The sequence below is a fragment of the Amycolatopsis sp. NPDC101161 genome (genome assembly GCF_044768185.1).
In the GTDB taxonomy this organism is placed as follows: domain Bacteria; phylum Actinomycetota; class Actinomycetes; order Mycobacteriales; family Pseudonocardiaceae; genus Amycolatopsis.
In genome coordinates, this window is sequence record NZ_JBIWPI010000005.1 from 627,273 (window position 1) to 653,705 (window position 26,433).

Annotated in this window: 24 protein-coding genes; 12 read left to right on the plus strand and 12 right to left on the minus strand. The window is 72.3% G+C overall.

All coding sequences use genetic code 11. The annotated features are described in order from the left end of the window. Positions 1-143: 143 nt before the first annotated feature. From leuC to ACIRSS_RS36400, 4 genes are all read left to right on the plus strand, one after another. Positions 144-1,577 carry a 3-isopropylmalate dehydratase large subunit gene (leuC, locus tag ACIRSS_RS36385; protein WP_400903329.1) on the plus strand — a complete coding sequence of 478 codons (1,434 nt, stop codon included), beginning with the start codon at positions 144-146 and terminating at the stop codon, positions 1,575-1,577. A 21-nt stretch (positions 1,578-1,598) separates the two neighbouring features. Continuing rightward, a complete protein-coding gene (leuD, locus tag ACIRSS_RS36390) occupies positions 1,599-2,201 on the plus strand; it encodes a 3-isopropylmalate dehydratase small subunit (RefSeq protein ID WP_400903331.1) in 603 nt (200 codons plus the stop codon). Between the two features lie 229 nt (positions 2,202-2,430). Next, complete coding sequence (locus tag ACIRSS_RS36395; RefSeq protein WP_400903333.1) at positions 2,431-3,108, plus strand: HU family DNA-binding protein; 678 nt, start codon at positions 2,431-2,433, stop codon at positions 3,106-3,108. Between the two features lie 636 nt (positions 3,109-3,744). Then, positions 3,745-6,546, plus strand: a complete 2,802-nt coding sequence (locus tag ACIRSS_RS36400; RefSeq protein WP_400903334.1) for a BTAD domain-containing putative transcriptional regulator — start codon at positions 3,745-3,747, stop codon at positions 6,544-6,546. A gap of 77 nt (positions 6,547-6,623) precedes the next feature. Here the strand turns inward: ACIRSS_RS36400 and ACIRSS_RS36405 are convergent, their stop codons facing one another. The 3 genes from ACIRSS_RS36405 to cofC are packed head-to-tail and all read right to left on the minus strand — an operon-like array spanning position 6,624 to position 10,594. Beyond that, on the minus strand, positions 6,624-7,577 hold the full coding sequence (locus ACIRSS_RS36405; RefSeq protein WP_400903336.1) for an NUDIX domain-containing protein: 954 nt from the start codon (positions 7,575-7,577) through the stop codon (positions 6,624-6,626). Beyond that, complete coding sequence (locus ACIRSS_RS36410; protein WP_400903338.1) at positions 7,574-9,940, minus strand: RNA degradosome polyphosphate kinase; 2,367 nt, start codon at positions 9,938-9,940, stop codon at positions 7,574-7,576. Before ACIRSS_RS36410 ends, ACIRSS_RS36405 begins: the two co-directional genes overlap by 4 nt. A gap of 42 nt (positions 9,941-9,982) precedes the next feature. After that, positions 9,983-10,594, minus strand: coding sequence for a 2-phospho-L-lactate guanylyltransferase (gene cofC / locus ACIRSS_RS36415; protein ID WP_400903339.1), 612 nt, complete (start codon positions 10,592-10,594; stop codon positions 9,983-9,985). Between the two features lie 338 nt (positions 10,595-10,932). Here cofC and ACIRSS_RS36420 point away from each other — a divergent pair, with 338 nt between their 5' ends. From ACIRSS_RS36420 to ACIRSS_RS36430, 3 genes are all read left to right on the plus strand, one after another. Then, positions 10,933-11,652, plus strand: coding sequence for a lysophospholipid acyltransferase family protein (locus ACIRSS_RS36420; protein ID WP_400903341.1), 720 nt, complete (start codon positions 10,933-10,935; stop codon positions 11,650-11,652). Then, a complete protein-coding gene (locus ACIRSS_RS36425) occupies positions 11,652-12,668 on the plus strand; it encodes an NAD(P)H-dependent glycerol-3-phosphate dehydrogenase (RefSeq protein ID WP_400903343.1) in 1,017 nt (338 codons plus the stop codon). Before ACIRSS_RS36420 ends, ACIRSS_RS36425 begins: the two co-directional genes overlap by 1 nt. Before the next feature lie 188 nt (positions 12,669-12,856). Next, entirely contained in the window at positions 12,857-13,336 is a 480-nt protein-coding gene (locus ACIRSS_RS36430; RefSeq protein WP_400903345.1) for a cysteine dioxygenase, read from the plus strand. A 5-nt stretch (positions 13,337-13,341) separates the two neighbouring features. On the opposite strand, the gene ACIRSS_RS36435 is transcribed toward ACIRSS_RS36430, so the two are convergent. From ACIRSS_RS36435 to ACIRSS_RS36460, 6 genes are all read right to left on the minus strand, one after another. After that, positions 13,342-14,319, minus strand: a complete 978-nt coding sequence (locus ACIRSS_RS36435; RefSeq protein ID WP_400903347.1) for an asparaginase — start codon at positions 14,317-14,319, stop codon at positions 13,342-13,344. Between the two features lie 13 nt (positions 14,320-14,332). Beyond that, entirely contained in the window at positions 14,333-15,157 is an 825-nt protein-coding gene (locus tag ACIRSS_RS36440; RefSeq protein ID WP_400903348.1) for a class I SAM-dependent methyltransferase, read from the minus strand. After that, entirely contained in the window at positions 15,154-15,534 is a 381-nt protein-coding gene (locus tag ACIRSS_RS36445) for a VOC family protein (RefSeq protein ID WP_400903350.1), read from the minus strand. Before ACIRSS_RS36445 ends, ACIRSS_RS36440 begins: the two co-directional genes overlap by 4 nt. A 64-nt stretch (positions 15,535-15,598) precedes the next feature. After that, on the minus strand, positions 15,599-16,339 hold the full coding sequence (locus tag ACIRSS_RS36450; RefSeq protein WP_400903352.1) for an FAD:protein FMN transferase: 741 nt from the start codon (positions 16,337-16,339) through the stop codon (positions 15,599-15,601). Next, the gene (locus tag ACIRSS_RS36455) at positions 16,336-16,788 is read right to left on the minus strand and encodes an FMN-binding protein (RefSeq protein ID WP_400903354.1); all 453 of its coding nucleotides are present in this window, start codon (positions 16,786-16,788) and stop codon (positions 16,336-16,338) included. The genes ACIRSS_RS36450 and ACIRSS_RS36455 overlap by 4 nt, the downstream gene beginning before the upstream one ends. A 12-nt stretch (positions 16,789-16,800) precedes the next feature. Then, positions 16,801-18,147 carry a ferric reductase-like transmembrane domain-containing protein gene (locus ACIRSS_RS36460; RefSeq protein ID WP_400904025.1) on the minus strand — a complete coding sequence of 449 codons (1,347 nt, stop codon included), beginning with the start codon at positions 18,145-18,147 and terminating at the stop codon, positions 16,801-16,803. A gap of 147 nt (positions 18,148-18,294) precedes the next feature. Here ACIRSS_RS36460 and ACIRSS_RS36465 point away from each other — a divergent pair, with 147 nt between their 5' ends. Continuing rightward, positions 18,295-19,008, plus strand: a complete 714-nt coding sequence (locus ACIRSS_RS36465) for a response regulator transcription factor (protein WP_400903356.1) — start codon at positions 18,295-18,297, stop codon at positions 19,006-19,008. Further along, positions 19,005-20,426: a sensor histidine kinase gene (locus tag ACIRSS_RS36470; RefSeq protein WP_400903358.1), complete on the plus strand. Its 1,422-nt coding sequence runs from the start codon at positions 19,005-19,007 to the stop codon at positions 20,424-20,426. The genes ACIRSS_RS36465 and ACIRSS_RS36470 overlap by 4 nt, the downstream gene beginning before the upstream one ends. On the opposite strand, the gene ACIRSS_RS36475 is transcribed toward ACIRSS_RS36470, so the two are convergent. Further along, positions 20,398-21,054, minus strand: a complete 657-nt coding sequence (locus ACIRSS_RS36475; protein ID WP_400903360.1) for a pyridoxamine 5'-phosphate oxidase family protein — start codon at positions 21,052-21,054, stop codon at positions 20,398-20,400. The two genes, ACIRSS_RS36470 and ACIRSS_RS36475, sit on opposite strands and share 29 nt — an antisense overlap. An 80-nt stretch (positions 21,055-21,134) precedes the next feature. Here ACIRSS_RS36475 and ACIRSS_RS36480 point away from each other — a divergent pair, with 80 nt between their 5' ends. After that, a complete protein-coding gene (locus tag ACIRSS_RS36480) occupies positions 21,135-22,505 on the plus strand; it encodes a PLP-dependent aminotransferase family protein (RefSeq protein WP_400903362.1) in 1,371 nt (456 codons plus the stop codon). Between the two features lie 936 nt (positions 22,506-23,441). Beyond that, positions 23,442-24,536, plus strand: a complete 1,095-nt coding sequence (locus ACIRSS_RS36485; protein WP_400903364.1) for a D-alanine--D-alanine ligase family protein — start codon at positions 23,442-23,444, stop codon at positions 24,534-24,536. Positions 24,537-24,543: 7 nt separating this feature from the next. Here the strand turns inward: ACIRSS_RS36485 and ACIRSS_RS36490 are convergent, their stop codons facing one another. Further along, a complete protein-coding gene (locus ACIRSS_RS36490) occupies positions 24,544-25,086 on the minus strand; it encodes a DUF3515 domain-containing protein (RefSeq protein WP_400903365.1) in 543 nt (180 codons plus the stop codon). A 19-nt stretch (positions 25,087-25,105) separates the two neighbouring features. Further along, entirely contained in the window at positions 25,106-25,339 is a 234-nt protein-coding gene (locus tag ACIRSS_RS36495; RefSeq protein WP_003091994.1) for an Lrp/AsnC family transcriptional regulator, read from the minus strand. A 137-nt stretch (positions 25,340-25,476) separates the two neighbouring features. Between ACIRSS_RS36495 and ACIRSS_RS36500 the strand changes: the two genes are divergently transcribed. After that, complete coding sequence (locus ACIRSS_RS36500) at positions 25,477-26,433, plus strand: thiamine-phosphate kinase (RefSeq protein WP_400903367.1); 957 nt, start codon at positions 25,477-25,479, stop codon at positions 26,431-26,433.

Consider the following 26,433-nt stretch of genomic DNA (forward strand, 5'->3'; position numbering starts at 1 on the left):
GACCCGATACTAGCGTCCCGCACTTTGGGAAGTCCAGCATCTGGGAAAACCCTGAACTCGAGCTGCGCCCTTCCTTCGCGGCTCGCATCCGTTCCGCAGGTGCGCGCCCGAGTTCCGACGTCGAACCGTGGAAGGAGCCGGAGATGACCAGCCCGACCGGCAAGGCCCGCACGCTGGCGGAGAAGGTGTGGGAAAGCCACCTCGTGCGCCGAGGCGAAGGCGCCGAGCCGGACCTGCTCTACATCGACCTCCACCTGCTGCACGAAGTGACCAGCCCGCAGGCCTTCGACGGCCTCCGGCTGGCCGGGCGGCCGGTGCGCCGCCCCGACCTGACCATCGCGACCGAGGACCACAACGTCCCGACCGTCGACATCGAGCTCCCCATCGCCGATCCGGTCTCGCGCACCCAGGTCGACACCCTTCGCCGCAACTGCAAGGAGTTCGGCGTCCGGCTGCACCCGATGGGTGACGCCGAGCAGGGCATCGTGCACGTCATCGGCCCGCAGCTCGGCCTGACGCAGCCCGGGATGACCGTGGTCTGCGGCGACAGCCACACCTCCACGCACGGCGCGTTCGGCGCCATCGCCTTCGGCATCGGCACGTCCGAGGTCGAGCACGTGCTCGCCACGCAGACGCTTCCGCTGCGTCCCTTCAAGACGATGGCGATCACCGTCGACGGCGAGCTGCGGCCCGGCGTCACGGCGAAGGACATCATCCTCGCGGTGATCGCCAAGATCGGCACCGGTGGTGGCCAGGGCTACATCCTGGAGTACCGCGGCCAGGCCATCGAGGCGCTTTCGATGGAGGCGCGGATGACCGTCTGCAACATGTCCATCGAGGCCGGCGCCCGCGCCGGGATGATCGCGCCGGACGAGACTACGTTCGCGTACCTGAAGGGGCGTCCGCACGCGCCGGCCGGCGCCGACTGGGACGCGGCGGTGGAAAACTGGCGGCAGCTGCGCACCGACGAAGGTGCCGAGTTCGACGCCGAGGTGCACCTGAACGCGAGCGAGCTGACGCCGTTCGTGACCTGGGGCACCAACCCCGGCCAGGGCCTCCCGCTGGGCGCCGAGGTGCCCGACCCGGAGCAGATCCCGGACGAGAACGACCGCATCGCCGCTGAAAAGGCCCTGTCCTATATGGACCTGAAGCCCGGCACGCCGCTGCGCGAGATCTCGGTGGACACCGTCTTCCTCGGCTCCTGCACCAACGGCCGGATCGAGGACCTGCGGGCCGCGGCCGAGGTGCTGCGCGGTCGGAAAGTGGCGGACTCGGTCCGGATGCTGGTGGTTCCCGGCTCGATGCGCGTCCGCAAGGCCGCCGAGGAGGAGGGGCTCGACCAGGTCTTCACCGAGGCGGGCGCGGAGTGGCGCCAGGCCGGCTGCTCGATGTGCCTGGGCATGAACCCGGACCAGCTGAAGCCGGGCGAGCGCAGCGCGTCGACGTCGAACCGCAACTTCGAGGGCCGGCAGGGCAAGGGCGGCCGGACGCACCTCGTGTCGCCGCTGGTCGCCGCCGCGACGGCCGTGCGGGGCACGCTGTCGTCGCCGGAAGACCTGCTGACCGCCGCCCGCTGACCCACCCGAGGAGCTACCGACATGGAACCGTTCACCCAGCACACCGGCATCGGCGTCCCGCTGCGCCGGTCCAACGTGGACACCGACCAGATCATCCCGGCGGTCTACCTCAAGCGGGTGACCCGGACCGGGTTCGAGGACGGCCTGTTCGCCGCCTGGCGCGGTGACCAGGACTTCATCCTCAACACCGAGCCGTTCTCGCGGGGCAGCGTGCTGGTCGCGGGGCCGGACTTCGGCACCGGGTCGTCCCGCGAGCACGCCGTCTGGGCGCTGATGGACTACGGCTTCCGGGTCGTCATCTCCGCCCGGTTCGCCGACATCTTCCGGGGCAACTCCGGCAAGGGCGGCCTGGTGGCCGCCCAGTGCGAGCAGCACGACGTCGAGCTGCTGTGGAAGCTGCTGGAGAACGAGCCCGGCACCGAGGTCACGGTCGACCTCGAGACCAAGACCGTGCGGGCCAAGGACTTCACCGCGCCCTTCCAGATCGACGACTACGTCCGCTGGCGGCTGCTGGAAGGTCTCGACGACATCGCTCTCACGTTGCGCCATGCCGGTGAGATCGACGCGTTCGAGTCGGCTCGCCCGTCCTGGAAGCCGACAACCACGCCGATCGCCGCTCCGTAGCCCGTTCAGGGGCGGAATCCCTTGCGCTGCCGGGGATTCCGCCTCTTGTGCGGTCGGCTGCGATACCACACCGAACGGCTCTCGCGGGGATCTCCCGCGAGGCGGAACCCGCCCCGGGACAAGGGAAAGATTCCGCGTACCGTTTGGAATTTGTGCTGCCTTGGTAATACCGTGTCGCTAGTCGGCCCGACGCGGCCGTGGACGAGTACTTCCTTCTTGGAGGACTGGTATGGCCAACAAGGCCCAGCTGATCGAGGCGCTGACGGAGCGCCTGGGCGACAAGAAGGCCGCTTCCGAGGCGGTCGACGGTCTGGTCGACATCATCATCCGGACGGTCAACAAGGGTGAAAAGGTCAACATCACCGGCTTCGGGGTGTTCGAGAAGCGTGCTCGTGCCGCTCGCACCGCGCGCAACCCGCGCACCGGTGAGGCCGTGAAGGTCAAGAAGACCAACGTGCCGGCGTTCCGCGCCGGGACCACCTTCAAGGACGTCGTCTCCGGCGCGAAGAAGCTGCCGAAGGCCACGCCGGTGAAGCGCGCGACTTCCCGCGCCACGACCACGTCTTCCCGCGCGACGACGACCACGCGTGCGGCGGCGGCCAAGCCGGCGACGACGCGCTCGACGACGACGCGAACCCGCGCGGCGGCAGCCCCGAAGGCGGCCACGACAACGCGCGCAACGGCGACGAAGGCCGCCCCGGCCAAGGCGACGACGACCCGCGCGAAGGCGGCCCCGAAGGCGGCGGCGACGGCGGGGCGGACGACGGCCGCGAAGACGACGGCCGCGAAGCCCGCGGCGACGCGGACGACCGCCGCGAAGACGACAGCGGCGAAGTCCACGACGGCCCGCAAGACCACGGCCGCCAAGGCCCCGGCCCGGCGCACCACGGCGGCGAAGAAGAGCTGACCGGCCAAAACTGTCGGACCCCTGCGGTAACGTGAAATCGGGGGTCCCCCAGGGGGTGACCCCCGCTGGGCGTAGGACTTTCACGGCAGGGCCCCGCGCACCCGGTGCATGGGGCCCTGCCGTGTTTTGCGGACTTGGTGGGGGAGTGGCGATCGGGCGTGGTCGGCCCGTGGCCACGGAATCGGCTCGGTGTCCGGGCAAGCTGGCGGGAGAGAGGCGGTCCGGCTCGGGCGGCCCGATGGGCCTGCGGGGGCCGGTTCGGGTGTCCGGATGGAGCTGGTGGGAAGAAGCGATCCGACTCGGGCGGATCTGCGGGGCCGGTTCGGGTGTCCGGATGGAGTGGGGGAGAAGCGATCCGCCCCCACCCACAGAATCGGCCCGGTGCCAGAGGGCCGGTCCGCAAGCCGCCCCTTCGAGCGCGCGAACCGGCCGCACCCGGCCCGACTTCACAGCCACCCCTCAAGCGCGCACAGCCGGCGTTACCCACTGCCAAGATCGGCCGTCCGAACGGGACCCGTGCACCACCCGCTCGGAGCACCCACCCAGGCCGCAACCGGTTCCGCCCAATTTCGCAAAGTTGCTTGAGCGCCCGGCCGAGTGATGCCACGCTGCGTTCCTCGGGGTCCGCGTCCGGCGGTGCCCGGCGGCGCGGCGAACCTGGGGGCGACCACCATCGACATCCGGCTGCTCGGCCCGTTCCAGGCGCTCGTCGGCGGTTCGCCGGTCGTGCTGACCAGCTCCCGGCAACGCGCGCTGCTCGCGACGCTCGCCCTGTCCGCGGGCCGCCTGGTGACGATCGACGCCCTCGCGCGCGGGGTGTGGGGCGAAGCGCCGCCCGCGCACATCCGCGGCAGCCTCCAGACCTACGTCATGCGCCTGCGCCGGCTGTGCGGCGAAGACACCGTCGTCACCGAACCGGACGGGTACCGGCTGGTCGTCGACCCGTCCCGGGTGGACGCGCTGCGCTTCCTCCGCACCCTCGACCAGGCCGCCGCCTCCACCGACCCCACCCGCCGCCGCGCGCTGCTCACCGCCGCCCTCGCCGCCTGGGGCGGCACGCCGCTCGAAGGCGTCGGATCCGCCGTACTCGCCGCCGAATGGGCGCCGCTGCTGACCGAGCGGTACCTCTTCGCCGTCGAACAGCGCATCGACCTCGACACCGGGCTCGTCCCCGACGCCCGGCTCGTCGCCGAGCTCACCGACCTCGTCGCCCAGCACCCGCTGCGGGAATCGTTGTGGGAACGGCTGGTGCGCGTCCTCGCCCGGTCCGGCCGCCGCGCCGAAGCGCTGTCCCGCTACGCCGGGCTGCGCGCCCTGCTGGCCGACGAACTGGGCGTCGAACCGGGCGAGGACCTGCGCCGCCTGCACGCCGAACTGCTCGCCGCCGACGCCGGGCCCGCCGTGCACACCGTGCCGCGCCAGCTGCCCTTCGACGTCGCCGGCTTCACCGGCCGCGGCCCCGAACTCGCCGAGCTCGACCGCCTCCCGCCCGGCGGCGCGTCCGGCATCGTCGTCATCGAAGGGACGGCCGGGGTCGGGAAAACGTCGCTGGCCGTGCACTGGTCCCACCGCGTCCGCGACCGCTTCGCCGGCGGCCAGCTGTTCCTCGACCTGCGCGGGCACTCCGCGGACACGCCCGTCACGCCCGGCGCCGCGCTGGCCGGGTTCCTGCGCGCGCTCGGCGTCCCGCCCGAAACCCTGCCTTCCACAGTGGAGGAACGCTCCGCGCTCCTGCGCAGCCGCCTCGCCGGCAGCCGCACGCTCATGCTGCTCGACAACGCCCGCGACGCCGACCAGGTCCGCCCGCTCCTGCCCGGGCCGGACAACCTCGTCGTCGTGACCAGCCGCAACCAGCTGCGCGGCCTCGTCGCCCGCGACGGCGCCCGCCGGATCGCGTTGCGCTCCTTCGACGACGTCGACGCCGCCGCCCTGCTCGCCGGCAGCGTCGGGCCGCAGCGCCTCGCCGCCGAACCGGACGCCGTCGCCGAGCTCGTCCAGCTGTGCGGCCGGCTCCCGCTGGCGCTGGCGCTGGCCGGGGAACGCGCGTCGCGGTTCTCCGGTGTCTCGCTCGCGGGGATCGTCGAGGAGCTGCGCGACCAGCGGCTGCGGCTCGACACCCTGCGCGACCCGCAGGACGCCGGCACGGACCTGCGGGCCGCGTTCTCGTGGTCGTACAAGGCGTTGCGCCCGGCCGCCGCGCGCTTCTTCCGGCTGCTGGGCCTGCACCCCGGCCACGGCTTCAGCCTGTCCTCGGCCGCCGCGCTGGCCGGGGCGAACCTGCGGGAAGCCCGCGAGCTGGCCGACCAGCTCGCCGCCGCGCACCTGCTCAACCAGCCCAGCACCGACCGCTACCAGTTCCACGACCTCCTGCGCGTCTACGCCGCCGAGCTCGTCGAAACCGAGTCGAGCGCGGCCGAACGCACGGCCGCGCTGCGCCGGCTCCTCGACTGGTACCTCGCGAGCGTCGCCGAAGCGACCAAGCTCGTCCGCCCCGACCTGCTCACCGACGACATCGCGCTCGACGCCCCGCCGCTGCCGGCCGTCCCGTTCACCCAGCACGAACAGACGATCGCCTGGTACACGACCGAACGCACGGCCCTCACCGCGCTCGTCGGCATCGCCGCCGAAAACGGCTTCACCGCGCACGCGTGGAAGCTCGCCTGGCTGCTGCGCGGGTTCTTCGCCGAACGCCACGACCGCGACGACTGGATCACGACGGCCCGCACGGCCGTCACCGCCACCCGCGCCGCCGACGACAACACGGGCCTGCAGTACAGCGCCAACAACCTGGGCTCGGCCTACCTGCGCACGCTGCAGCCCGACAAGGCGCTCGAAGCCCTGGAGGAGGCGCGCGCGGCGTCGGAGCGGGGCGACGGGACGGCGCTGGCCGTGGCGATCCTGTCCAACCTGGCCGGCGCGTACTACGTCCGGGCCGAGTACGCCGAGGCCGAGCGCCACGCCCTGCAGGCGGTCCGGCTCGCCCGCGACCACGGCCAGCGGACGTTCGTGCCGCACGCCCTGCTGAACGTGAGCGCCAGCCGCATCGGCCTGCGCAACTACGACAACGCCGCCGAAGCGGCCCAGGCCGCGCACGAAGCCTTCGAAGGGCTGGGCGACCGCTACCACGCGGCGCTGGCGCTGGGGAACGTCGCCGAAGCGCTCGAAGGGGCCGGGCGGTACGACGAAGCGGAGAAGGCGGGCCTGGAAGCGCTCGCCGAGCTGAAGGACCTGAACGCCGACTACGGCACCATCGACGTCCGGATCACCCTCGGCCGCCTCAAGCTCCGCACGGGCCGCGGCGAAGAGGCGCGGCGGCATTGGGCCGAGGCGCTGAGCGTCTGCCAGCGCCTCGGCGACCCCCGCATCCCGGAGATCCAGGCCCTGCTGGCGACGGTGCCGGCAGTCGGGTCCCCGGCCCGGGATGCGCCGTACCCCTAGCCCGGCGCAGCCCAGCGGGACCCGGGACAAGTACACCAAGATCGACTGTCACGACGCTGTCGCGGGACAGCGGCGCCTCAGCGGTGGCTGGGCGAGGGCGTCGGCAGGGCGCTCGGGTAGTAGTCGGCCGCCAGGAGGAGCGGGCCGTCCTCGGCCGTCGGCGGGCGGAACGACAGGACCCAGAACGAGCCCTTCTTGCTCGGCACCACGCCGCCGCGCGCGGCGGCCAGCTCCACGCCGTCCCGGTCGGCCAGGGCACTGACCAGGTCCGGGATCACGCCGCCCTGGCTGCACACCACCGGGGTGCCGCCGTCGCCCGCCAGCGCCAGCAGGCGCGCGACGCCCAGCACCGGGTCCGGCCAGTAGCCCTCTTCCGACAGCAGCGGCTCGTGGCGCACCTCGGCGCCGAGGTCCTCGGCGACCCCGTGCACCGTCTGCACGCACCGCAGCCGCGGCGCCGACAGCACCCGGTCCGGTCCGAACAACCCCAGCACCCGCCGCAGCGCCGACGCCTGGCGCAGCCCCGCCTCCGACAACGGCCGCAGGTCGTCGTCGCCGGTCCACTCGTCCCGCTTGCCCGCCTTCGCGTGGCGCACCAGCACCAGCGTCGTCAGGCCGACCGGCACCTCGCAGAAAGCGCGCAGCACCCGCACGTCTTCCGGCCGCGTCAGCAGCTTTTCCGCCGCCGTCGGGCCGAGCCAGCGCAGCTCGTCGACCTCGTCGTTCGCGGCGAACTCGCCGGACACGGCTTCGGCGCTGAAGTAGTCGACCGTCTTCGGCACGGTGCCGTGGCCGGTGCGCGCGGGCACCGGGTACCGCGTCCGGGCCAGGTAGCGGCCCAGGACCGCGTCGAACCCGGTCTCCTCGCGCACTTCGCGCACGGCGGCCTCGGCGATCGTCTCGCCCGGATCGAGTTTTCCCTTCGGCAGCGACCAGTCGTCGTACCGCGGGCGGTGGACCAGGGCGACTTCCGTCACCCCACCGGCGACGCGCCACAACACCGCGCCGGCCGCCCGTACCTCGTGGGTCATCCGGCGGCCCCGTGCAGCTTCGCCAGCTCGAGCTGGTGGTCGCGCACCTGCGAGCCCTCAGCCGGGAACGGCGACCACTCGCCGCTTGCGGTCAGCACCCAGCACCGCGTCGCGGGGTCGAGCGCCGAGTCGAAGATGTCGTCGAGCTGCGCGGTCAGCTTCGGGTCCTTGACGCGCACCAGCGCCTCGATCCGCCGGTCGAGGTTGCGGTGCATCATGTCCGCGCTGCCGATCCAGTGCGTGCCGCCGGCGCGGAAGTTGAAGATCCGCGAGTGCTCCAGGAACCGGCCGAGGATCGACCGGACGTGGATGTTCTCCGACAGCCCTTCGACGCCGGGCTTGAGCGTGCAGATCCCGCGCACCACGATCTCGACCTTCACCCCGGCCTGCGACGCGTGGTAGAGCGCGTCGATGACCTGCTCGTCGACCAGCGAGTTGCACTTGATCCGGATCCCGGCGTCCTGCCCGGCCCGCGCCAGCTCGATCTCCTCGCCGATCGCGCGCACGATGCCGCGGCGGATGCCGTGCGGCGACGTGAGGATCGTCCGGTAGGTGTCCTGGCGGGAGTAGCCGGTGAGCACGTTGAACAGGTCGGTGACGTCCGCGCCGATGCTCGGGTCGGCGGTGAACAAACCGATGTCTTCGTAGAGCCGCGCGGTCTTCGGGTTGTAGTTGCCGGTGCCGATGTGGCAGTAGCGGCGGATGGTCGAGCCCTCCTGGCGCACGATCATCGACACCTTGCAGTGCGTCTTGAGCCCGACCAGGCCGTACACGACGTGCACACCCGCGCGCTCCAGCGTGCGCGCCCAGGTGATGTTGGCCTGCTCGTCGAACCGCGCCTTGATCTCGACCAGCGCGACGACCTGCTTGCCCGCCTCGGCGGCGTCGATCAGCGCGTCGACGATCGGCGAGTCACCGGACGTCCGGTACAGCGTCTGCTTGATCGCGAGGACCTTCGAGTCGGCCGCCGCCTGCTCGATGAACCGCTGCACGCTCGTGGAGAACGAGTCGTACGGGTGATGCACGAGCACGTCACCCTCGCGCAGCGTCGCGAAAACGCTTTTCGGCGTCTCGCGCTCGCCGAACGCCGGGTGCGTCGCCGGCACGAACGGCCGGTCCTTCAGCTCCTTGCGGTCCACACTGGACAGCTGGTGCAGGCAGGTCAGGTCGAGCAGGCCGGGCACCTCGACGACGTCCGCCGGGTCGACGTCGAGCTCGCGCAGCAGCAGCTCGAGCATGTGCTCGCTCATGTCCTGCGCGACCTCGAGGCGCACCGGCGGGCCGAAGCGGCGCTGGGCCAGCTCGCGCTCGAGGGCCTGCAGGAGGTCTTCGTCGCGGTCTTCGTCGACCTCGAAGTCGGCGTTGCGGGTGACGCGGAAGACGTGGTGCTCGGTGACGTCCATGCCGGTGAACAGCTCGCCGAGGTGGGCAGCGATGAGCTCCTCGAGGGGCAGGAACGTCGCCGTCCGGCTGGTGCGCTCGGTCTCGACGCGCATCAGGCGCGGCACGTTGCTCGGCACCTTGACGCGCGCGAAGCGCTCAGTGCCGCCTTCCGGGTCGCGGACCGTGACGGCGAGGTTGAGCGAAAGGCCCGAAATGTACGGGAACGGGTGCGCCGGGTCGACGGCCAGCGGCGTCAGCACCGGGAAGATCTGCTCGGAGAAGTAGCTGGACAGCCGGAGCTGGTCGGCGCCGGAGAGGTCGGCCCAGCCGACGATCAGGATGTCGTGCTCGGCCAGCTGCGGGCGCAGGTGCTTCTCGAACGCGCCGGTCTGCCGCTCGACCAGGTCCTGGTTGCGCTTGGCGATGTAGTCGAGCTGTTCGCGCGGGGTGAGCCCGTCCGCGCTGCGCACCAGCAGGCCGGTCTCGTCGCGGCGCTTCAGGCCGGCGACGCGGACCATGTAGAACTCGTCCAGATTGGACGCGAAGATGGCGAGGAACTTCGCCCGTTCGAGCAGCGGCTGCGACTCGTCCTCGGCCAGCGCGAGCACGCGGGCGTTGAAGTCCTGCCACGAGAGCTCACGGTTGAAGTACCGGTCGTCCGGCAGCGTCTCGACGGCGGTCGGCGCGGCGGTGACCGCGGGCGGCGCGGACGGCACGGCCCGGAACTCCTCGGGGCCGCGCGCGTTGCCTTGGGCGGAGCTGCGGCGCCGGGTCGTGGCCGGGGTGGCCGCGGCGGCGGTGGTCTTGCGGGTCCTGGCCTTGCCGGCGGTGGCACGGGCCGCGGTGTCGCGCGCGGTGGACTTCGACGGGACCTTCTTGGCGGTGGTCGCCTTCTTCGCCGTCTCCGAAGATCCGCTCGCCGGGTTCCGTCGCCTCCGCTGTGCGGGCGTGCCGCCGTCTTCTGTGCTCACGGACCCCATTGTTCACCAAGCCCCGCCGAATTGCGCAGGCCGCGGTGAAGGTCAGGTGAACAGCTCCGCGGTGTGTTTCCCGACACCCAGGGTTTTGACGTGGGCGAGGTCTTCGGGGGTGTCGACGTCGCTGCGCAGGCTCGGCAGTTTTTTCCGGAGCGGGACGGCGCCGGAGGCTCGGTGGTGCTGGGCCGAGCCGGGGCCGAAGCGCGGGTCGAGGGGGGCGCCGGGCGCGGAGAGCAGGAGGGTGGTGCCGGTGCCTTGGCGGTCGGCGACGAAGGCCCTCCGGTCGTCGCTTTCGGCGATGGCGTCGGTGAGGTCGATGGCTCGCAGGGCGGGGAGATCGGCTTGGAGCGCTCCGACGACGGAGTGCGGATCATCTCGCCGGAGCAGCTCGGCACCGTGCCGGAAGGCGGCGTTGAGGGTCTTTTCGGCGGGCTCGGCGACGATTTCGATCCCGAGCTCCCCGAACTCGGCCAGGGCGGCCGGATCGGCGGCGACGAGCAGCACGCGCCGCACCCGCGCGGTCGAGGTGACGGCGGCGAGGGTGTCGGCGGCCAGCGCGAGGACGAGCCCAGGGTGCCGCTCGGGCGCGACGGCCCCACGCAGCCGCGACTTGCCGTCGCGGGGGTGTTTCATCGGCACGACCAGGTCCACGTCCACGTGTCCATCTTTACCCGAAACCGCGGGTGGGTGTCGGCGGGAGGGGCGGGTTGTCCACAGGTGATGGGTGTTGTGGACAAGTCGGGGTCGTGGGTGCCTGGGCCAGGGGCGCCGGCTGGCCTCGCGGTTCGGTCGGCGCTTGTGCCGCGCTGATGGCGTCCGCGGAGTCTGAGCCCGCCGAGCGATGCCATGCCCCGGCCCGGTCAGCCCGCGGCGCCCAGCCGAGCCACCGCCCCCGAACCCGGCCCTGACCACTACCGATCACCCGCTGATCACCGGCCAAGGACACCCTCCCTGGACTGCCCTCACCCCGGCGCGGCAGGATCTGGGGAGCTGACGTGGAGGAGGAGATCGTGGCCCGGCGTGAGAAGGGCGGCTTCTGGGTGGGGCTGGCCGCCGTACTGTTCTACCCGCTCACCGGCATTGCCCGGCGGGTCTACGTCGGGGACGAGAAGATTCCGCGGCAAGGGCCCGCGCTGCTCGTCATGAACCACATCTCGCACCTCGACCCCGTTGTCGACGCCGTCTTCGTGCACCGGCAGAAGCGCGTCCCGCGGTTCCTCTTCAAGGAGAGCCTGAAGCGCGCGCCCATCCTCGGGCCGATCGTCTCCAGGTCCGGGCAGATCCCCGTCTCGCGCGGGTCCGCCGCCGCCGGGGACAGCCTCAAAGCCGCGCACCAGGCCCTCGAAGAAGGCAAGATCGTCGTCATCTACCCCGAGGGCACCATCACCAAGGACCCCGCCGGCTGGCCGAAGGAGTCCTTCACCGGCGCCGCCCGGCTCGCGCTGCAGAACGACGTCCCCGTCATCCCGATCGCGCGCTGGGGCACCAACCAGATCTTCAACGGCTACACGAAGAAGTTCACGCCCTTCCCGCGCAAGACGATCACCCACTCCGTCGGCGACCCGATCGACCTGTCCGCCTACCGCGGCGGCAACACCCGCAGCGCGTCGAAGCTGCGCGAGGTCACCAAGGTCATGATGGACGAGGTCACCCGCCTGCTCGGCGAGATCCGCCACGAAGAACCGCCGACGGCGAAGCCGGGGGACCCCGTCTGATGCGCGCCGACGTCCAGCGGGTCACCGTGCTCGGGGCCGGCTCGTGGGGCACCGCCTTCGCGAAGGTGCTCGGCGACGCCGGCCGCGACGTCACGATGTGGGCGCGCCGCGAGCAGGTCGCCGAAGACATCCGCGAGCGGCACGTCAACAGCGCCTACCTGCCCGGCGTCGGCCTGCCGGAGAACATCACCGCCACCAGCGACCCGGCGAAGGCCCTCGACGGCGCCCAGGCCGTCGTGCTGGGCGTCCCCAGCCAGAGCCTGCGGGCGAACCTCACGGAGTGGCGCCCCCTGCTGCCGCCCGACGCGATCCTCGTCAGCCTCGCCAAGGGCGTCGAACTCGGCACGCTCAAGCGGATGAGCGAGGTCATCGGGGAGATCGTCGGGATCGACCCCGGCGACGTCGTCGTCGTCACCGGGCCGAACCTCTCCAAGGAGATCGCCGCCGGGCAGCCGGCCGCGGCGGTGCTCGCCTGCGCCGACCACGAACGCGCCGTCGCGGTCCAGCGCGCCTGCGCCAACTCCTACTTCCGCCCGTACACCAACACCGACGTCGTCGGCTGCGAGCTCGGCGGCGCCTGCAAGAACGTCATCGCGCTGAGCACCGGCATGGCCGCGGGCCTGGGCCTGGGCACGAACACGATGGCGACGCTCATCACCCGCGGCCTGGCCGAGATGGCCCGCCTCGGCGCGAAGCTGGGCGCCGACCCGCTGACCTTCGCCGGGCTCGCCGGCGTCGGCGACCTGGTCGCGACCTGCTCGTCGCCGCTTTCGCGCAACCGGACCTTCGGCGAGCGCCTCGGCCGCGGCGAGACGCTCGAACAGGCGCAGGCGGCGGCCGGCGGGCAGGTCGCCGAGGGCGTCATGTCGTGCTCGTCGATTCGCGCGCTGGCCCAGAGCGTCGGTGTCGACATGCCGATCACCGACGCGATGCACCGGGTCTGCCACGAGGGCGTCGACCCGCGGCAGGCGGGCGCGGAGCTGCTGGGCCGCTCGCAGAAGCACGAGTGGTCCTGATCTCCCGGAAGCTGGGACGGCTTGACCGGGCCGGGGGCGATGCGGAACTCTGGTTGCCATGTTCGCGTACGAGATGACTGAGCTGCGGGGCCGCACGGGCCTCCGCGCCGTCATGTGCGCGTGTCGCTGTTGTCGGTGAACCCCGCCCCGGCCCAGCTCGACACCCCTTTTCTCCCGTGAGGACCCTCATGTTCGCCGTTCCGGACAACACCCTGCTGCGTCCCGAAAACCCCGCGCTGCGCCACCCGGTGCGCGTCGCGCTGGAGGTCGCCGCCGACCGCGACCGCTGGAAGCACCTGCTGCGCTACGACCCCGAAGAGCGCTTCGCGGCGCTCGTCGAGAAGGACGAGCAGCAGGAGGTGTGGCTGATGAGCTGGCTGCCCGGCCAGCGCACCGACCTGCACGACCACGCGTTCGCCAGCGGCGCGTTCACGCTGGTCAGCGGCCGGTTGACGGAGGCGGTGACCCGCCGCGCGCCGGACGGCCGCGCGGTCACCGAGCTGCACGCGCTCTCGGCGGGGCAGTCGCGGGTGTTCGGCCCGGGGTACGTGCACGAGGTGCGCAACGACGGCCCGGACCCGGCGATCTCGGTCCACGTCTACCGCGACGCGGGTCGCGCGATGCGCCCGTACCACCTGGACGCGCTGGGCGGCCCGGTCCTGGACTGAACGACTCAGTCCAGGTCGCCGCGGGCGCGGAACTCGCGCTCGATGGCCGCCCGGTCCGCGCCGGACGCCAGCAGCGCGTGCAGCAGGATCCGCGCCTTGCGCGCGTCCAGCCAGCCGGCCATCGTCGCGCCCATCGCGATCAGGCTCGACTCCGAGCCGTGGAAGCCGTACGTCGACCGCAGCGTCGGGCCGGCGCCCGTCCGCGAAGCCACGACCACCGGCAAGTCGGAGACCAGCCGCGAGAGCACGTCGGCCGTGCCGGCGGACACGTGGCCCACACCGGTCGCCGCGACCACGATCCCGCGCACATCGGGCTGCGTGGCCGCGTGCGCGAGCATCGCCCCCGAGTCGTCCAGACCGGTTTCGACCACGGGGACCAACCCCGAAAAGTCCGTCCCGGCCAGCGCGGGCAGCCGCGGCGGCGACGGGTGGAACCAGTGCACGGCGTGCTCGACGACCATGCCGAGCGGACCCGCCGGCGCCGACGAAAACGCTTCCAGGTGGCTCGAGTGCGCCTTCCGCACCCAGCGCGCCGCGTGGACGTCGTCGTTCAGCGTCACCAGCACGCCCCGGCCGCGGCTGCGCGGGTCGGCCGCCACGGTCAGCGCGTTCCGGAGATTGGCCGGGCCGTCCGGACTGAGCAGCCCCGCGTTGCGCATCGCCCCGGTGACCACGACCGGGACGTCCGACGGCCAGGTCAGCTCCAGGAAGTAGGCCGTCTCCTCCAGGGTGTCCGTGCCCTGGACGACGACGAACCCGTCGGCGTCCTGCCGCATGCCCCACTCGCGGCACCGCAGCAGCGTCGCGAAGTCCAGCGACGCGCTGCCGATGCCGGCGAGCGTCTCGGCCAGGACGTCCATCGGCAGGTCGCCGAGGCCGCCCAGCAGATCGGCCGCGCCGAGCCGGGGCACCGCACCGCTTTCTCCGGGCACCGGGGCCATGGAGATGGTTCCGCCGAGGGTGGCGACCGCGATCAAGGGCATGCGCCCACCCTATTCAGCCGGTCTTGACCGCCTGGAGCGTGTAGCTCGCGGCCACCCGCGACGGCGTGTCCGTCATCCGCCACTCGTCCGTGGCCTCGTCACGCGTCATCTGCCCGGGGATCGCGTTCCACGGCACGCTGTCGTGCTCGGTGAACCCGGTCAGCGTCAGGCCGTTGTCCAGCAGGGCCGTGATGATCTCGCCCAGCGAGTGGTTCCACGAGTGGCTGACGCTGTTCTCCAGCTTCCGCTCCACTTCGACGTACGTCTCGGGCTCGTCGAACACCAGCGGTTCGGCGTGCTCGAAGTAGGGGTACCGCGGCACCGCCGGGTTCGCCGTCTCGTCGAGCGACCAGAGCATCGGGTGCCCCTCGCGGACGAACAGCCGGCCGCCGGGCCGCAGCAGGCCGGCGACCACCGCCGCCCAGCGCGCGATCGACGGCAGCCAGCACAACGCGCCGATCCCGGTGTAGACCAGGTCGAACCGCCCGGCACCGAGTACCTCGACCGCGTCGTAGACGTTGGCCTCGTGGAAGTCGATCTCGGCGTTCGCGGCGGACGCGAACCGCCGCGCTTGTTCCAGCGCCCGTCCGGAGAAGTCCAAGCCCGTCACGGAGGCACCCAGCCGGGACAGGGAAACCGTGTCCGTTCCGAGGTGGCATTGGAGGTGCACCGCGCGCAGCCCGCCGAGGTCGCCCAGGCGCGGCCGGTCGAACCGCACGACCCCGCTCAGGTGCTCCGGATCCGAAACGTAGGTCTCGAAGCCGTAGTCCGGCGACGCCGCGTGCAGCACCGCGCGTTCGTCCCAGTTGGCCTTGTTGACGGCGAACGAATCCGTCATGACGTCGCGGCTCGTTCGGCCGCGCTGCGCAGGACGCAGAACTCGTTGCCCTCGGGGTCGGCGAGCACGGCCCAGCCGGTGCCGTCCGGGTTGCGGCGGTCGTCGACCAGCGTCGCACCCAGGCCGAGGATGCGCTCCACCTCGTCGTCGCGCGGGCCGTCCGGCTGCAGGCACACGTGGAGGCGGTTCTTGACCGTCTTCGGTTCGGGGACGCGCAGGAACAGCATGTCGATGCCGCCCTCGAGCGCGATGCCGCACTCGTCGTCGCCGGGCTGGTCCTCTTCCGGGACCGGCTTCCCGGTGACCTCGCTCCAGAACTGGCACAGCTTGTACGGGTCGGCGCAGTCGACGGACACGTGCAGCACGGACGACGGCATGGCTCTCCTCGGGGCAGACGGCTGCTCCCGAGTCTGGCCGAGCCCCCGGACGAGCGCGACCGGATTACGACGCCAGCGCGAGGCCCGCCGTCCGGTGCACGCGGCGGCTGTCGTCGACGATGAGGATCTCGCAGTCCGGCCGGTCGGCCGCCCACGTGATGCCCTCGGTGCCCATCGCGAACGCCGCCGTCGCGAGCGCGTCCGCGGTGACCAGGTCGCGGGCCATGACCGTGACGCTCAGCAGCCCGGTCGCCGGCGCGCCCGACCGGCCGTCGAGGATGTGCGAGCCGCGCTCGTAGGCCGCCGACGTCGCGATGGCGCCGTTGCGCGACTCCAGCACCGCGCACACGGCCAGGGGTTGCTCGGGGTGCCGCACGCCGACCCGCCACGGCCGTCCGGGCCGCGGCTCGCCGGCGGTGACGACGTCGCCGCCGGCGTTGAGGCAGAACGTCGTCGCGCCGTCGGCCTTGAGCATGTCGGCGGCGCGCTGCACCGCCCAGCCCTTCACCACCGCGCACGGGTCGAGGCCGCGGCCGGGCAGCCGCGCGCGGAACGCGCCGCCGGAGAGCTGCTCGTAGTAGGCGCACAGCTCCAGCACCTCGAGGAGGTCGTCGCTCAGTTCCGCCGCCGTCAGCTCGCCGCGGTCGTAGCGGCTGACCTCGCTGTCCTCCTTGAAGGGGCTGAACTTCGCGTCGACGTCGCGGAGCCAGGCGAACACGTCGTCGACGATCTCGGCGAAGTCGCCTTCGTCCCGCAGGTCGAGGGAGATCGGCAGGCCCATCACCTGCTCCACGCGCGTGGTCATCTGCTGCCCCGCGCGTCGATGGCCGCCCGCAGCGACGTCTTGTAGGACTCGCTCGTCTCGGTCGCCCCGGTGATCGTGTCGATGTCCGCGCTCTGGGCCTTGATCGCTTCTTCCTGCAGGCGCGGCAACGCGGTGAGCGCGCGGCCGTCGTCCGGGGCCTGCAGCAGCGTGACCGCGATCATCCGTGACCCGGTGAACGTCACCTGGACCTGGACGGTGCCGTAGGTGCTCGACTCGGGTGTGCCCTGAGTGGTGACTGTCGCGTTCGCACTGTCCGGAGTGGACGGAGTGGCGCCGGTCGTGGCCGGGGGAGCCGGGGCGGTGGACGGCGCGGCGACGCTGGGCGGCGGCGCGGCGACGGCGGTGTTGTGCACCGGCCCCGGCTCGAACCGCCAGACCGCGATGAACCCCGCGATCGACAGCGCGACGACGAAAATGGTCTTCTTCACGAGAGAATCCCCTTAGGCCGCAAGGCTGAAGCGTTCGGCGTGGACCTGGGTCTTCGGCACCTTCAGCTCGCGCAGGCTGCGCAGCACGGCCGACGTCATCCCCGGCGGGCCGCAGACGAACACGTCCCGTTCATGGACGTCCGGCACCATCATGTGCAGGTTCGCCGGGCCGAGCATCGTGCCGCGCGGGCCGACCGCCTGGTCCGGTCCGGTGAGGACGCTGATGACGGCGCCGCGGGCCTTGGCCAGCCCGTTCAGCTCGGGCAGCAGGACCGCGTCGGCCTGCGTGCGCACCCGGTAGAGCACGACGACGTGGCCGTCGATGTCCTCCAGCAGCGCGCGGATCGGCGTGATGCCGACGCCGCCCGCCACGAGCAGCGCGTTGGGCCGCTGCTGGTGGATCGTCGTGAACGCGCCGTACGGGCCTTCGGCGAACACGCGCGTCCCGATCTTCAGGCTGCGCAGCCCGGCGCTGGAGTCGCCGAGCGCCTTCGCGGTCAGCCGCAGCGTGCGGCCGTCGGGCGCGGCCGACAGGGAGAAGGGGTTGGCCTGCCACCAGCGGTCCTTCGTCAGGAACCGCCACAGGAAGAACTGGCCCGCCCGCGCCGGCATCTTGTCGAGGTGCTTGCCGGTCATGTACACCGAAACGACGTCCGGAGCCTCGGACACCACCGCGGTCACGCGCAGCTGGTGGCGCAGGTTCCGCCACAGCGGGAGCACGACGCGCCCGGCGAGCACGGCGGTGCCGGCGCCCAGCCAGAGCGTCCACCAGTAGGTCTTCGCCGTCTCCGAACCGGCGAACGACTGGCCCAGCGCGATCTGGTGGGTGAACGCCAGCAGCACCGCGGCGTAGGTGTAGAGGTGGATGAAGTGCCACGTCTCGTAGGCCAGCCGCTTGCGCGCGAACTTCGCCGAAGCCGCCCCGACGATCAGGATCACCGCGAACGCGACGAGCGCCCGCAGGATGCCCTCGAGGGTGTTGGCCATCTCGACCAGCTCGTCGACGACGCCCTTGCTCGACACCTCGGCGTAGCCGAACGCGATGAACACCAGGTGCGCCAGCAGGGTCCACAGGATCGTGAAGCCGGTCCAGCGGTGCCACGTCGTGAGCCGGTCCATCCCGATCCGCCGGTCCAGCCAGGGCAGCCGCGCGACGAGCAGCAGCTGGACCGCCATGGCCAGCGCGCCGTACATGCCGGCGAGCCGGCCGATGCTGATCAGCACGTTCTGCGACAGGCCGGCCTGCGCGAACAGCGCCGTGACGGCCCCCACGTTGGCGCCCAGGAAGAGGAAGAGGCCGGATTTCGCGGCGATCCGGGGGCGGATCGCCGGGCGCGTGGCCTCGGCGGTCTGCGTCATGGTGGTCACACGGATCCCCTTCGGTTTCGGTTCACGAAGGCCAGCCTCGCCACGGACCCTGTGGCGAGTCTGGGTACCGGCTGTCGGATTCCTGTCGGCCCGCGCCACCGGTCGCCGGGCGCGCGTGCGCCGGGAGAAGATGGGGTGGTGCAGCCCTCCGAACCCGTGCGCCTGCTCGTCGTCGACGACGAGCCGCACATCGCCGACCTCGTCGCCACCGTCGCCCGGTACGAGGGCTGGCACGCGGTCACGGCCGGGTCCGGGAAGGCCGCGCTGAGCCAGGCCGCGGAGTTCGGGCCGGACATCGTCGTGCTCGACCTGATGCTGCCCGACCTCGACGGCTTCACCGTGCTCGACCGCCTCCGGGAGAACGGCAGCGCGGTGCCCGTGGTGTTCCTCACGGCCAAGGACGCGACGGCCGACCGGGTCGCCGGGCTCACCCGCGGGGGTGACGACTACCTCGTGAAACCGTTTTCCGTCGAGGAGCTGATGGCCCGGCTGCGGGCGGTGCTGCGGCGCAGCTCCGGCGTCACGCACCAGGTGCCGACCCGCGGGGCCGTGCTGCGCGTCGGGGACCTGACGCTGGACGAGGACACCCGCGAGGTCCGCCGCGGCGACCGCCCGGCCGAGCTGACGCCGACCGAGTACGAGCTGCTGCGCTACCTCATGCGCCGGTCGCCGTCGGTGCTGACGAAGGCGCAGATCCTCGACCACGTCTGGGAGTACGACTTCGGCGGGCGGTCCAATGTGGTCGAACTCGTCATCTCGCACCTGCGGCGCAAGGTCGACGCGGGCGGCGGCGAACCGCTGATCCACACCGTGCGCGGCGTCGGGTACGTCGTGCGCCAGGCCAACCGGTGAAGCGCTTCTTCCGCCGGTGGTACGGGGCCTGGCAGCGCACGCGGCTGGGCACCCGGATCACGCTCGGCCTCGGCGCGCTCGCCCTGGTCGTGTTCGCCGCCGTCGGCGTCACCACGGTCGGGATCATGCACGGCTACCTGGACCGGCGGCTCGACGAGCAGCTGTCCAAGAGCCAGAACACCCAGCTGCCGCTGCTGCGCGAGACCCACGGCTCGCCGCAGTCGGTCTACTCGTGGTTCTCGGCGCTCTACAAGGTGCGCGACGGCGTCGCGACGCCCGAGCCCGGCGGCCAGCTGCCCGGCGACGCGAAGGAGCTGGCGAAGATCGCCGCCGACGCGGTGGACGGCGACGTCACGCGCACGATCTCCCTCCCCGAAGACGGGCCGTACCGGGTGCGCGCGTGCCCGGTCGACAACGGGTCGGTGCTGCTTTCGGCCGCTCCGCAGAAGGACCTCGACGGCACGGTGCGGCAGCTGATCTGGGTGGAGGTCGGGGCGTTCGCGTTCGCGCTGGCCGTGCTGCTGGTCGTCGGGCGGCTGGTGCTGAGCCGCGGCCTGCGCCCGCTGGCCGACATGGCCGGCACCGCGCACGACATCGCGTCCCACGACCTCACGGCGAACGCCGACCTGCCGGTGCGCGCGGCGGGCGCCGGCGGCGGCGCCGAGGTCGAGGAGCTGCGGACGGCGTTCAACGTGATGCTGGCCCACATCGACACGTCACTGGCGGCGAAGACCGAGGCGAACGAGCGGCTGCGCCGGTTCGTCGCGGACGCCTCGCACGAGCTGCGGACGCCGCTGACGTCGATCCGCGGCTACGCCGACCTCTTCCGCTACGCCGCGGCGAACGAGCCGGCGGAACGGGAGGCGCACCTGGCGAAGATCCGCTCCGAGACGGCGCGGATGAGCGTGCTCGTCGACGACCTCCTGCTCCTGGCCCGGCTCGACGCGAGCGCCGCCGAGACGCCGTTGCGGCCCGAGCGCGTCGACCTGGCGGAGCTGGCCGGCGACGCGGTGGACGCGTTCGCCGCCGGGCGGCCCGACCACCCGGTTTCCTCTTCGCTCACGCCGGCGTTCGTTTCCGCGGACCCGCTGCGGTTGCGGCAGGTGCTCGACAACCTGCTGGCCAACGCCGCCGTGCACACCCCACCCGGGACCGCGGTGCACGTCTCGGTGGTGGTTTCCGGGGCCGAGGCGGTCGTCGAGGTCAGCGACGCGGGACCGGGGATCGCTTCGGGGGATCAGGAGCGGATCTTCGACCGGTTCTTCCGCGTCGACGACTCGCGCACCCGCGGCAACGGCGGCACCGGGCTCGGGCTGTCCGTGGTCCAGTCCCTGGTGACGGCGCACGGCGGGACGGTCGCGGTGTCGTCGGAGCCGGGCCGGACGACCTTCACGGTCCGGTTGCCGCTCGCTCGGTGACGTGCGCCGGCGTGGTCCAGCCGGGGGAGAGGTCGGTCGACGGCTCGGGCGCGCCGAAGACGGTGCGGACCGGCAGGACTCCGGCCCACGCGTTGTCCGCGTCGAGGTCCTCCGGTTCGTCGTCCGGGCCCTCGGCGCGCATCTTCACCGACGCCTCCGCGAGGTCGAGGGCGAGCACGCTGACCGCGGCGAACTCCTTCGCGTTGACCTCGCGCGCGTGCTCCCACGAGCCCGGTGCGAGGTGGTCGGTGAGCACCTTGAGGCCGTGCATCTTCGCTTCGGCGTCGAGCACCGGCGTCGCCTTCCCGAAGATCACCGCGCTGCGGTAGTTCATCGAGTGGTTGTTGACCGAGCGCGAGTAGACGATGCCGTCGAGGAGCGTCACGGTGACGCAGACGTCGAGGTCCTGCGCCGCCGTGCGGAGGCTGGCCGCGCCGGTGGAGCCGTGCAGGTAGAGCGTGTCGCCGTCGCGGCCGTAGCCGGTCGGCAGGACGAGGGGCGCGCCGTCGCGGACGATGCCGAGGTGGCAGATCAGGCCCTCGTCGAGGACGGCGTGCAGCGCCGAGCGGTCGGTGACGGCGCGGTGCTTCTTGCGGCCGAGCGTGGTGCGGGACGTGGTGGACAGCATGCGACCAGCGTCTCCCAGTGCAGTGGCATCGGAAAACGGCCACTTCTCGTACACTTGGGAAGTCCACTCGAGGAGGTCCCGTGACCCACGCCGACACCGCGCTCCCGGTCAGCCTCGACCGTTCGGCGGTGACGCCGCTGGCCGTCCAGCTCGCCGACGCGTTGCGCGAAGCGGCCGCTTCAGGCCACCTGCGGGGTGGCGACCGGCTGCCGTCGACGCGGGCGCTGGCCGGCCGCCTCGGCGTCAGCCGCACGGTGACGTCGGCGGCGTACGAGCAGCTGCACGCGGAGGGTTGGATCGCCGGCCGGCACGGCTCCGGCACGTACGTGACGACACCGCCGTCCTTCTCGGCGTCGGAGGTCCCGGCCCCGGCCGTCCCGGCGCCCGAAGCGGCGGCGCCGTCGCTTCTCGACCTGGGCCCGGGCACGCCGTGGGCGGACGGCCTGGACCGCGCGGCCTGGCGCCGGGCTTGGCGGGCGGCGGCCGACCCGGATCCCCTGGTCCGCGCCCACCGCGCGGGGCTGCCGGAGTACCGCGCGGCGGTGTCGGAGCACTTGCTGCGCCACCGCGGGCTGGCGGCGGGTTCGGTGCTGGCGACGGGCGGCACGACGGCGGCGGTCGTCGAGCTGGCGGCGGCGGTGCTGGAGCGCGGGGACGTCGTCGCGGTCGAGGAGCCGGGGTACCAGCGGGCGGTGCAGGCGTTCCGCCGGGCGGGCATGCGGGTGGTGGGCGTCCCGGTGGATGACGAGGGGTTGCGGCCTTCCGCGATCCCGGCGGGCACGCGGGCGGTGTACTGCTCACCGGCGCACCAGTACCCCATGGGCAGCCGGCTTTCGGCGGCGCGGCGGGTATCGCTGGTGGAGCTGGCGCGGTCGTCGTCGATGTTGATCATCGAGGACGACTACGACGGAGAGTTGCGGTTCGACGTGGCGCCGTTGCCGATGTTGGCTTCTTTGGCGCCGGACGTGGTGGCGCACCTGGGGACGACGTCGAAGATCCTCACGCCGACGCTGGGGGCGGGGTGGATGGTGGCACCGGAGGCGATCACTTCGGCGGTTTTGGCGTATCGGGATTCGACCGGAACGCGTCCTTCGCCGGCGGGACAGCGGGTGTTGTACGAGTTCGCGCGCAACGGAGATTTGGGCCGGCACCTGCGAAAGCTGCGCCGCGAGATGGCGGAGAGGCGGACGTTGCTGGCGGGGGCGTTGTCGGCGGCGGAGATCCCGGTCCGCGGAGACGACGCGGGGGCGCACTTGGTGGTGCCGTTTTCGTCGGCTTCGGTGGAGGCGTCGGTGATCGCTTCGGCCGAGCGTCGGGGAATCCGGTTGGACGGGTTGGCGCGGCATTTCGCCGGGACACCGTCGGCGCACGGGGTGGCGATCGGGTACGCGGGGTGTTCGCGGGAGGCTTTGGTGGCGGCTTTGCCGACGTTGGTTTCTTTGCTGCGCTGAGGTTTCTCGGTTGTCCACAGGGGCGTTGTGATGTGGACAAGTGTGGGTTTGGTGGTGGCTTTTCGCGGCTTTGGGTGGGTTGGGGGCGATATCGTCAATCCGGTGGAGGTTCCCCCTGGGAGGGCGGGGTCTGTCTCGGCGTGGCGGGGCGGGGCTCGTGGTGGAAGGTCGTTCAGCGCGCGGATGGCAGGGGTGCGGCACGGTCGGCGTCCTGGGGCGGCGGAGCTGCCCGTCGTTGCGACTTTGACGGAACCCTGGTGCGGGATGGTGTGAACGACTCTTCATGTCGCCGGGAGCCGGGAGCCGGGAGCCGGGAGCCGGGAGCCGGGAGCCGGGAGCCGGGAGCCGGGAGCCGGCCGCGCGGGAGCTGGGAGCGCGGAGCTGGCCGCGCGGAAGCGGGGGCGAGAAGCAAGTAGCGCGCGAGCCGAAAGCGCGTGAGCCGGGAGCCGGGAGCCGGCCGCGCGGGAGCGGGGGACGGAAGCGGGGGCAAGAAGCAAGTAGCGCGCGAGCCGAAGGTGCGTGAGCCGAGAGCCGGGAGCAGGCGGCGAGAGCAGCAGCGCGTGAGCCGAAAGCCTGAGTGCGGGAGCGTGAGAGCCGGAGGCGCGGGGGCCGGTAGCGCGGGAGCGGAAGCGCGGAGTCGGCCGCGGGGTGAGCAGCAAACAGCGCGCGAGCCGAAGGTGCGTGAGCCAGCGTGCGGGAGCCGGGAGCAAGAACCAACCCCGAGAACCAAGAGCCGCGAACCACGTACCCCGGCAGCCGAACCCCAAGGCGCAAGCACCGAAGACCAAGCACCACCCACCCCGGAACCCGAACCCACCGCCCCCTCGACCTACCGGACGCACCACCCCCTCCCCGGTTGCGTTCACCGCCCACCACGCACCTCCCGCCGCACCGGGTTGGGCTGTTCCGCGAGGTCACCGGGTACGGTGGCTCACCATGAGCGAGAAGATCCGGGTGGCGGTCGTCTTCGGCGGGCGCAGCAGCGAGCACACCATCTCCTGCCTGTCCGCCGGCAGCGTCCTGGGGAACCTCGACCCCGCGCGGTTCGAGGCGGTCCCGGTCGGCATCACCCGGGACGGCCGGTGGGTGCTCGGCACCGGGGACTCCGCGCAGCTCGCCATCCGCGGCCGCGAACTGCCGTCCGTCGACGACGGCAAGAGCCTCGTCCTCGCCGGTGATCCCTCCAGCCGGGGGCTCGTCGCCGTCGAGCCCGGGCGGGAAAGCGAGCTCCTCTCGCAGGTGGACGTCGTCTTCCCGGTGCTGCACGGCGCCTTCGGCGAGGACGGCACCATCCAGGGCCTGCTCGAGCTCGCCGGCATCCCGTACGTCGGCCCCGGCGTGCTCGCCAGCGCCGCCGCCATGGACAAGGAAACCGCGAAGAAACTCCTGGCCGCCGAAGGGCTTCCGGTCGGGACCTTCGCCGCACTCAAGCGCGGTCAGTCCACTTTGGACGACGACGACCGGGCCAAGCTCGGCCTGCCCGTCTTCGTCAAGCCGTCGCGCGCCGGGTCGTCCGTCGGGATCAGCCGCGTGACGACCTGGGACGACCTCGACGCCGCCATCGAGTTCGCCCGCGCCACCGACCCCAAGGTCCTCGTCGAGGCCGCCGTCGTCGGGCGCGAGGTCGAATGCGGGGTCCTCGAATTCCCGGACGGGCACGTCGAAGCCTCGCTGCCCGCCGAGATCCGCGTCCTCTCCGAAGACGAAAACGCTTGGTACGACTTCGAAACCAAGTACCTGGGCGACGACGCGGAGCTCGACATCCCGGCCAAGCTCGACGACTCGCTCACCGAGAAGCTCCGCGCGATGGCGGTCCAGGCCTTCCAGGCGCTCGACTGCCAGGGCCTCGCCCGCGTCGACTTCTTCGTCGGCGCCGACGGCGAGCTGACCATCAACGAGGTCAACACCATGCCCGGCTTCACGACGAAGTCCGCCTACCCGAAGATGTGGGAGGTCACCGGCGTGGACTACGCGACGCTGCTGACCACGCTCATCGACACGGCCATCGCGCGCGGCACCGGCCTGCGCTGACCGAAGCTCAGGAAAACCGCAGCGGCCGAGCCGGCAGCTTCGCCGCCACCGTGTCGGAGATCGTCTGCAACGGGCCCGTCCCCGCGCTGTCCGGCACGGTCAGCGCCGCGTAGACCTCGCGGTCCACGACGTACCACGTCGACGCGCCCTCGCCCGGCACCTGCAGCCACTGGACGCCGTTCACCAGGCGCAACGCCGCCGTCGGCGTCAGCTCCGGCGGACGGTTCAGCCCGCACCGCAGCACCAGCGGGTCGTCCGTGCCCCAGGCCACCGTCGCGGGCGGCGCCGGGGCGGCCAGCTCGCGCACCTTCAGAGGAGTCCCGTTGGACTTCAGCTCCGTCGGGACCGCGCTCAGCAACGTCGTGCAGGCCGGCGAGGTCGCGAACGGTGCCGGCACGGGGACCAGCGGCAGGGGACCGGCGTCGGAAGCGGGATCCGAGGAGCGCTGGGTCAACGCGAAGACGGCGACGGCGACCGCCAAGGCCACGGCGAGCGCGGCCGCGGTGACGAGGACCACCCGAGGCGGGGCACCGGTGTCGGAATCAGGCACCCGACCACTACACCACTGGTCAGAGGTGGACGACCGGGCAGGTCAGCGTCCGCGTGATGCCCTCCACGTTCTGCACCTTCGCGACCACGAGCTGGCCGAGCTGGTCCACGTTGTCGGCGGCCGCGCGGACGATCACGTCGTACGGTCCGGTGACATCCTCCGAGCTGGTCACACCCGGGATGCTGGAGATCTCGGCAGCCACCGCGGCCGCCTTGCCGACCTCGGTCTGGATGAGGATGTATGCGTGGACCACGGCGCGCCCTTTCGTCGGGATCGATCGGCTCAAGGTAGGAACGTCATCAGCAACGTATCGCCAGCTCACGGAAAAACATAGGGCATCCGACTATCGGTGATCGATCTTTGTCCCGGTAGAGAAAGCAGAGGTGACCGGTGTCACCGAACGACGGAACGGTCGCCGAGACCGGCGAGTTCGCGCTCATCCGCGCCGTCACCGAAGGACGGCGCCAGCCCCCGGGCACGCTGCTCGGCCCGGGCGACGACGCGGCCGTCGTCGCGGCCCCCGACGGCCGCGTGGTCGCCAGCACCGACGTGCTCGTCCAGGGCGTCCACTTCCGGCTCGACTGGTCGCCGCCCGAGTACGTCGGGCGCAAGGCCGTCGCGGTCAACCTGGCCGACATCGCCGCCATGGGCGCCACCCCGACCACCGTCCTGGTCGGGATCGCGTGCCCGCCCGACACCCCGCGTGAGGTCGTCACCGGCCTCGCGGACGGCATGTGGGCCGAAGCCGGACGCGCCGGTGTCGGCGTCTCCGGCGGCGACATGGTCCGCGCCGACCAGCTCGTGATCAGCGTCACCGCGCTCGGCGACCTCGGCGACCGCGAACCCGTGACGCGCTCGGGAGCCCGCCCCGGCGACGTCCTCGCCGTGAACGGGCGCCTCGGCTGGGCCGCCGCGGGCCTCGCCGTGCTCGGGCGCGGGTTCCGCTCCCCGGTCGGCGTCGTCAACGCCCAGCGCTGCCCGGAACCGCCCTACGAAGCCGGTCCGCGCGCCGCGCTCGCCGGGGCCACGGCCATGATCGACGTCTCCGACGGCCTGCTCGCCGACCTCGGGCACATCGGCGAGGCCTCCGGCGTCGGCATCGACGTCCGCACCGCCGACCTCGACGTCCCCGCCCGGCTCACCGAAGTGGGCGCCGCGCTGGGCGCGGACCCCCTCGACTGGGTCCTGACCGGTGGCGAGGACCACGCGCTGGCCGCCACCTTCCCGCCGTTCGCCGAACTGCCCGAAGGCTGGCGCACGATCGGCGTCGTCACGATGGCGGACTCCGGGATCACCGTGGACGGCAAGCCTTTTGCGCGAGAAGGCGGCTGGACGCACTGGCGCTGA

Coding starts and splice junctions, on each gene's coding strand:
- ACIRSS_RS36425 (WP_400903343.1), top strand. CDS start 11,652: ATGCGCGCCGACGTCCAGCGGGTCACCGTGCTCGGGGCCGGCTCGTGG.
- ACIRSS_RS36405 (WP_400903336.1), bottom strand. CDS start 7,577: ATGACCCACGAGGTACGGGCGGCCGGCGCGGTGTTGTGGCGCGTCGCC.
- ACIRSS_RS36460 (WP_400904025.1), bottom strand. CDS start 18,147: ATGACGCAGACCGCCGAGGCCACGCGCCCGGCGATCCGCCCCCGGATC.
- ACIRSS_RS36445 (WP_400903350.1), bottom strand. CDS start 15,534: ATGCCGTCGTCCGTGCTGCACGTGTCCGTCGACTGCGCCGACCCGTAC.
- leuD (WP_400903331.1), top strand. CDS start 1,599: ATGGAACCGTTCACCCAGCACACCGGCATCGGCGTCCCGCTGCGCCGG.
- leuC (WP_400903329.1), top strand. CDS start 144: ATGACCAGCCCGACCGGCAAGGCCCGCACGCTGGCGGAGAAGGTGTGG.
- ACIRSS_RS36475 (WP_400903360.1), bottom strand. CDS start 21,054: ATGCTGTCCACCACGTCCCGCACCACGCTCGGCCGCAAGAAGCACCGC.
- ACIRSS_RS36440 (WP_400903348.1), bottom strand. CDS start 15,157: ATGACGGATTCGTTCGCCGTCAACAAGGCCAACTGGGACGAACGCGCG.
- ACIRSS_RS36430 (WP_400903345.1), top strand. CDS start 12,857: ATGTTCGCCGTTCCGGACAACACCCTGCTGCGTCCCGAAAACCCCGCG.
- ACIRSS_RS36450 (WP_400903352.1), bottom strand. CDS start 16,339: ATGACCACGCGCGTGGAGCAGGTGATGGGCCTGCCGATCTCCCTCGAC.
- ACIRSS_RS36410 (WP_400903338.1), bottom strand. CDS start 9,940: ATGGGGTCCGTGAGCACAGAAGACGGCGGCACGCCCGCACAGCGGAGG.
- ACIRSS_RS36395 (WP_400903333.1), top strand. CDS start 2,431: ATGGCCAACAAGGCCCAGCTGATCGAGGCGCTGACGGAGCGCCTGGGC.
- ACIRSS_RS36485 (WP_400903364.1), top strand. CDS start 23,442: ATGAGCGAGAAGATCCGGGTGGCGGTCGTCTTCGGCGGGCGCAGCAGC.
- ACIRSS_RS36435 (WP_400903347.1), bottom strand. CDS start 14,319: ATGCCCTTGATCGCGGTCGCCACCCTCGGCGGAACCATCTCCATGGCC.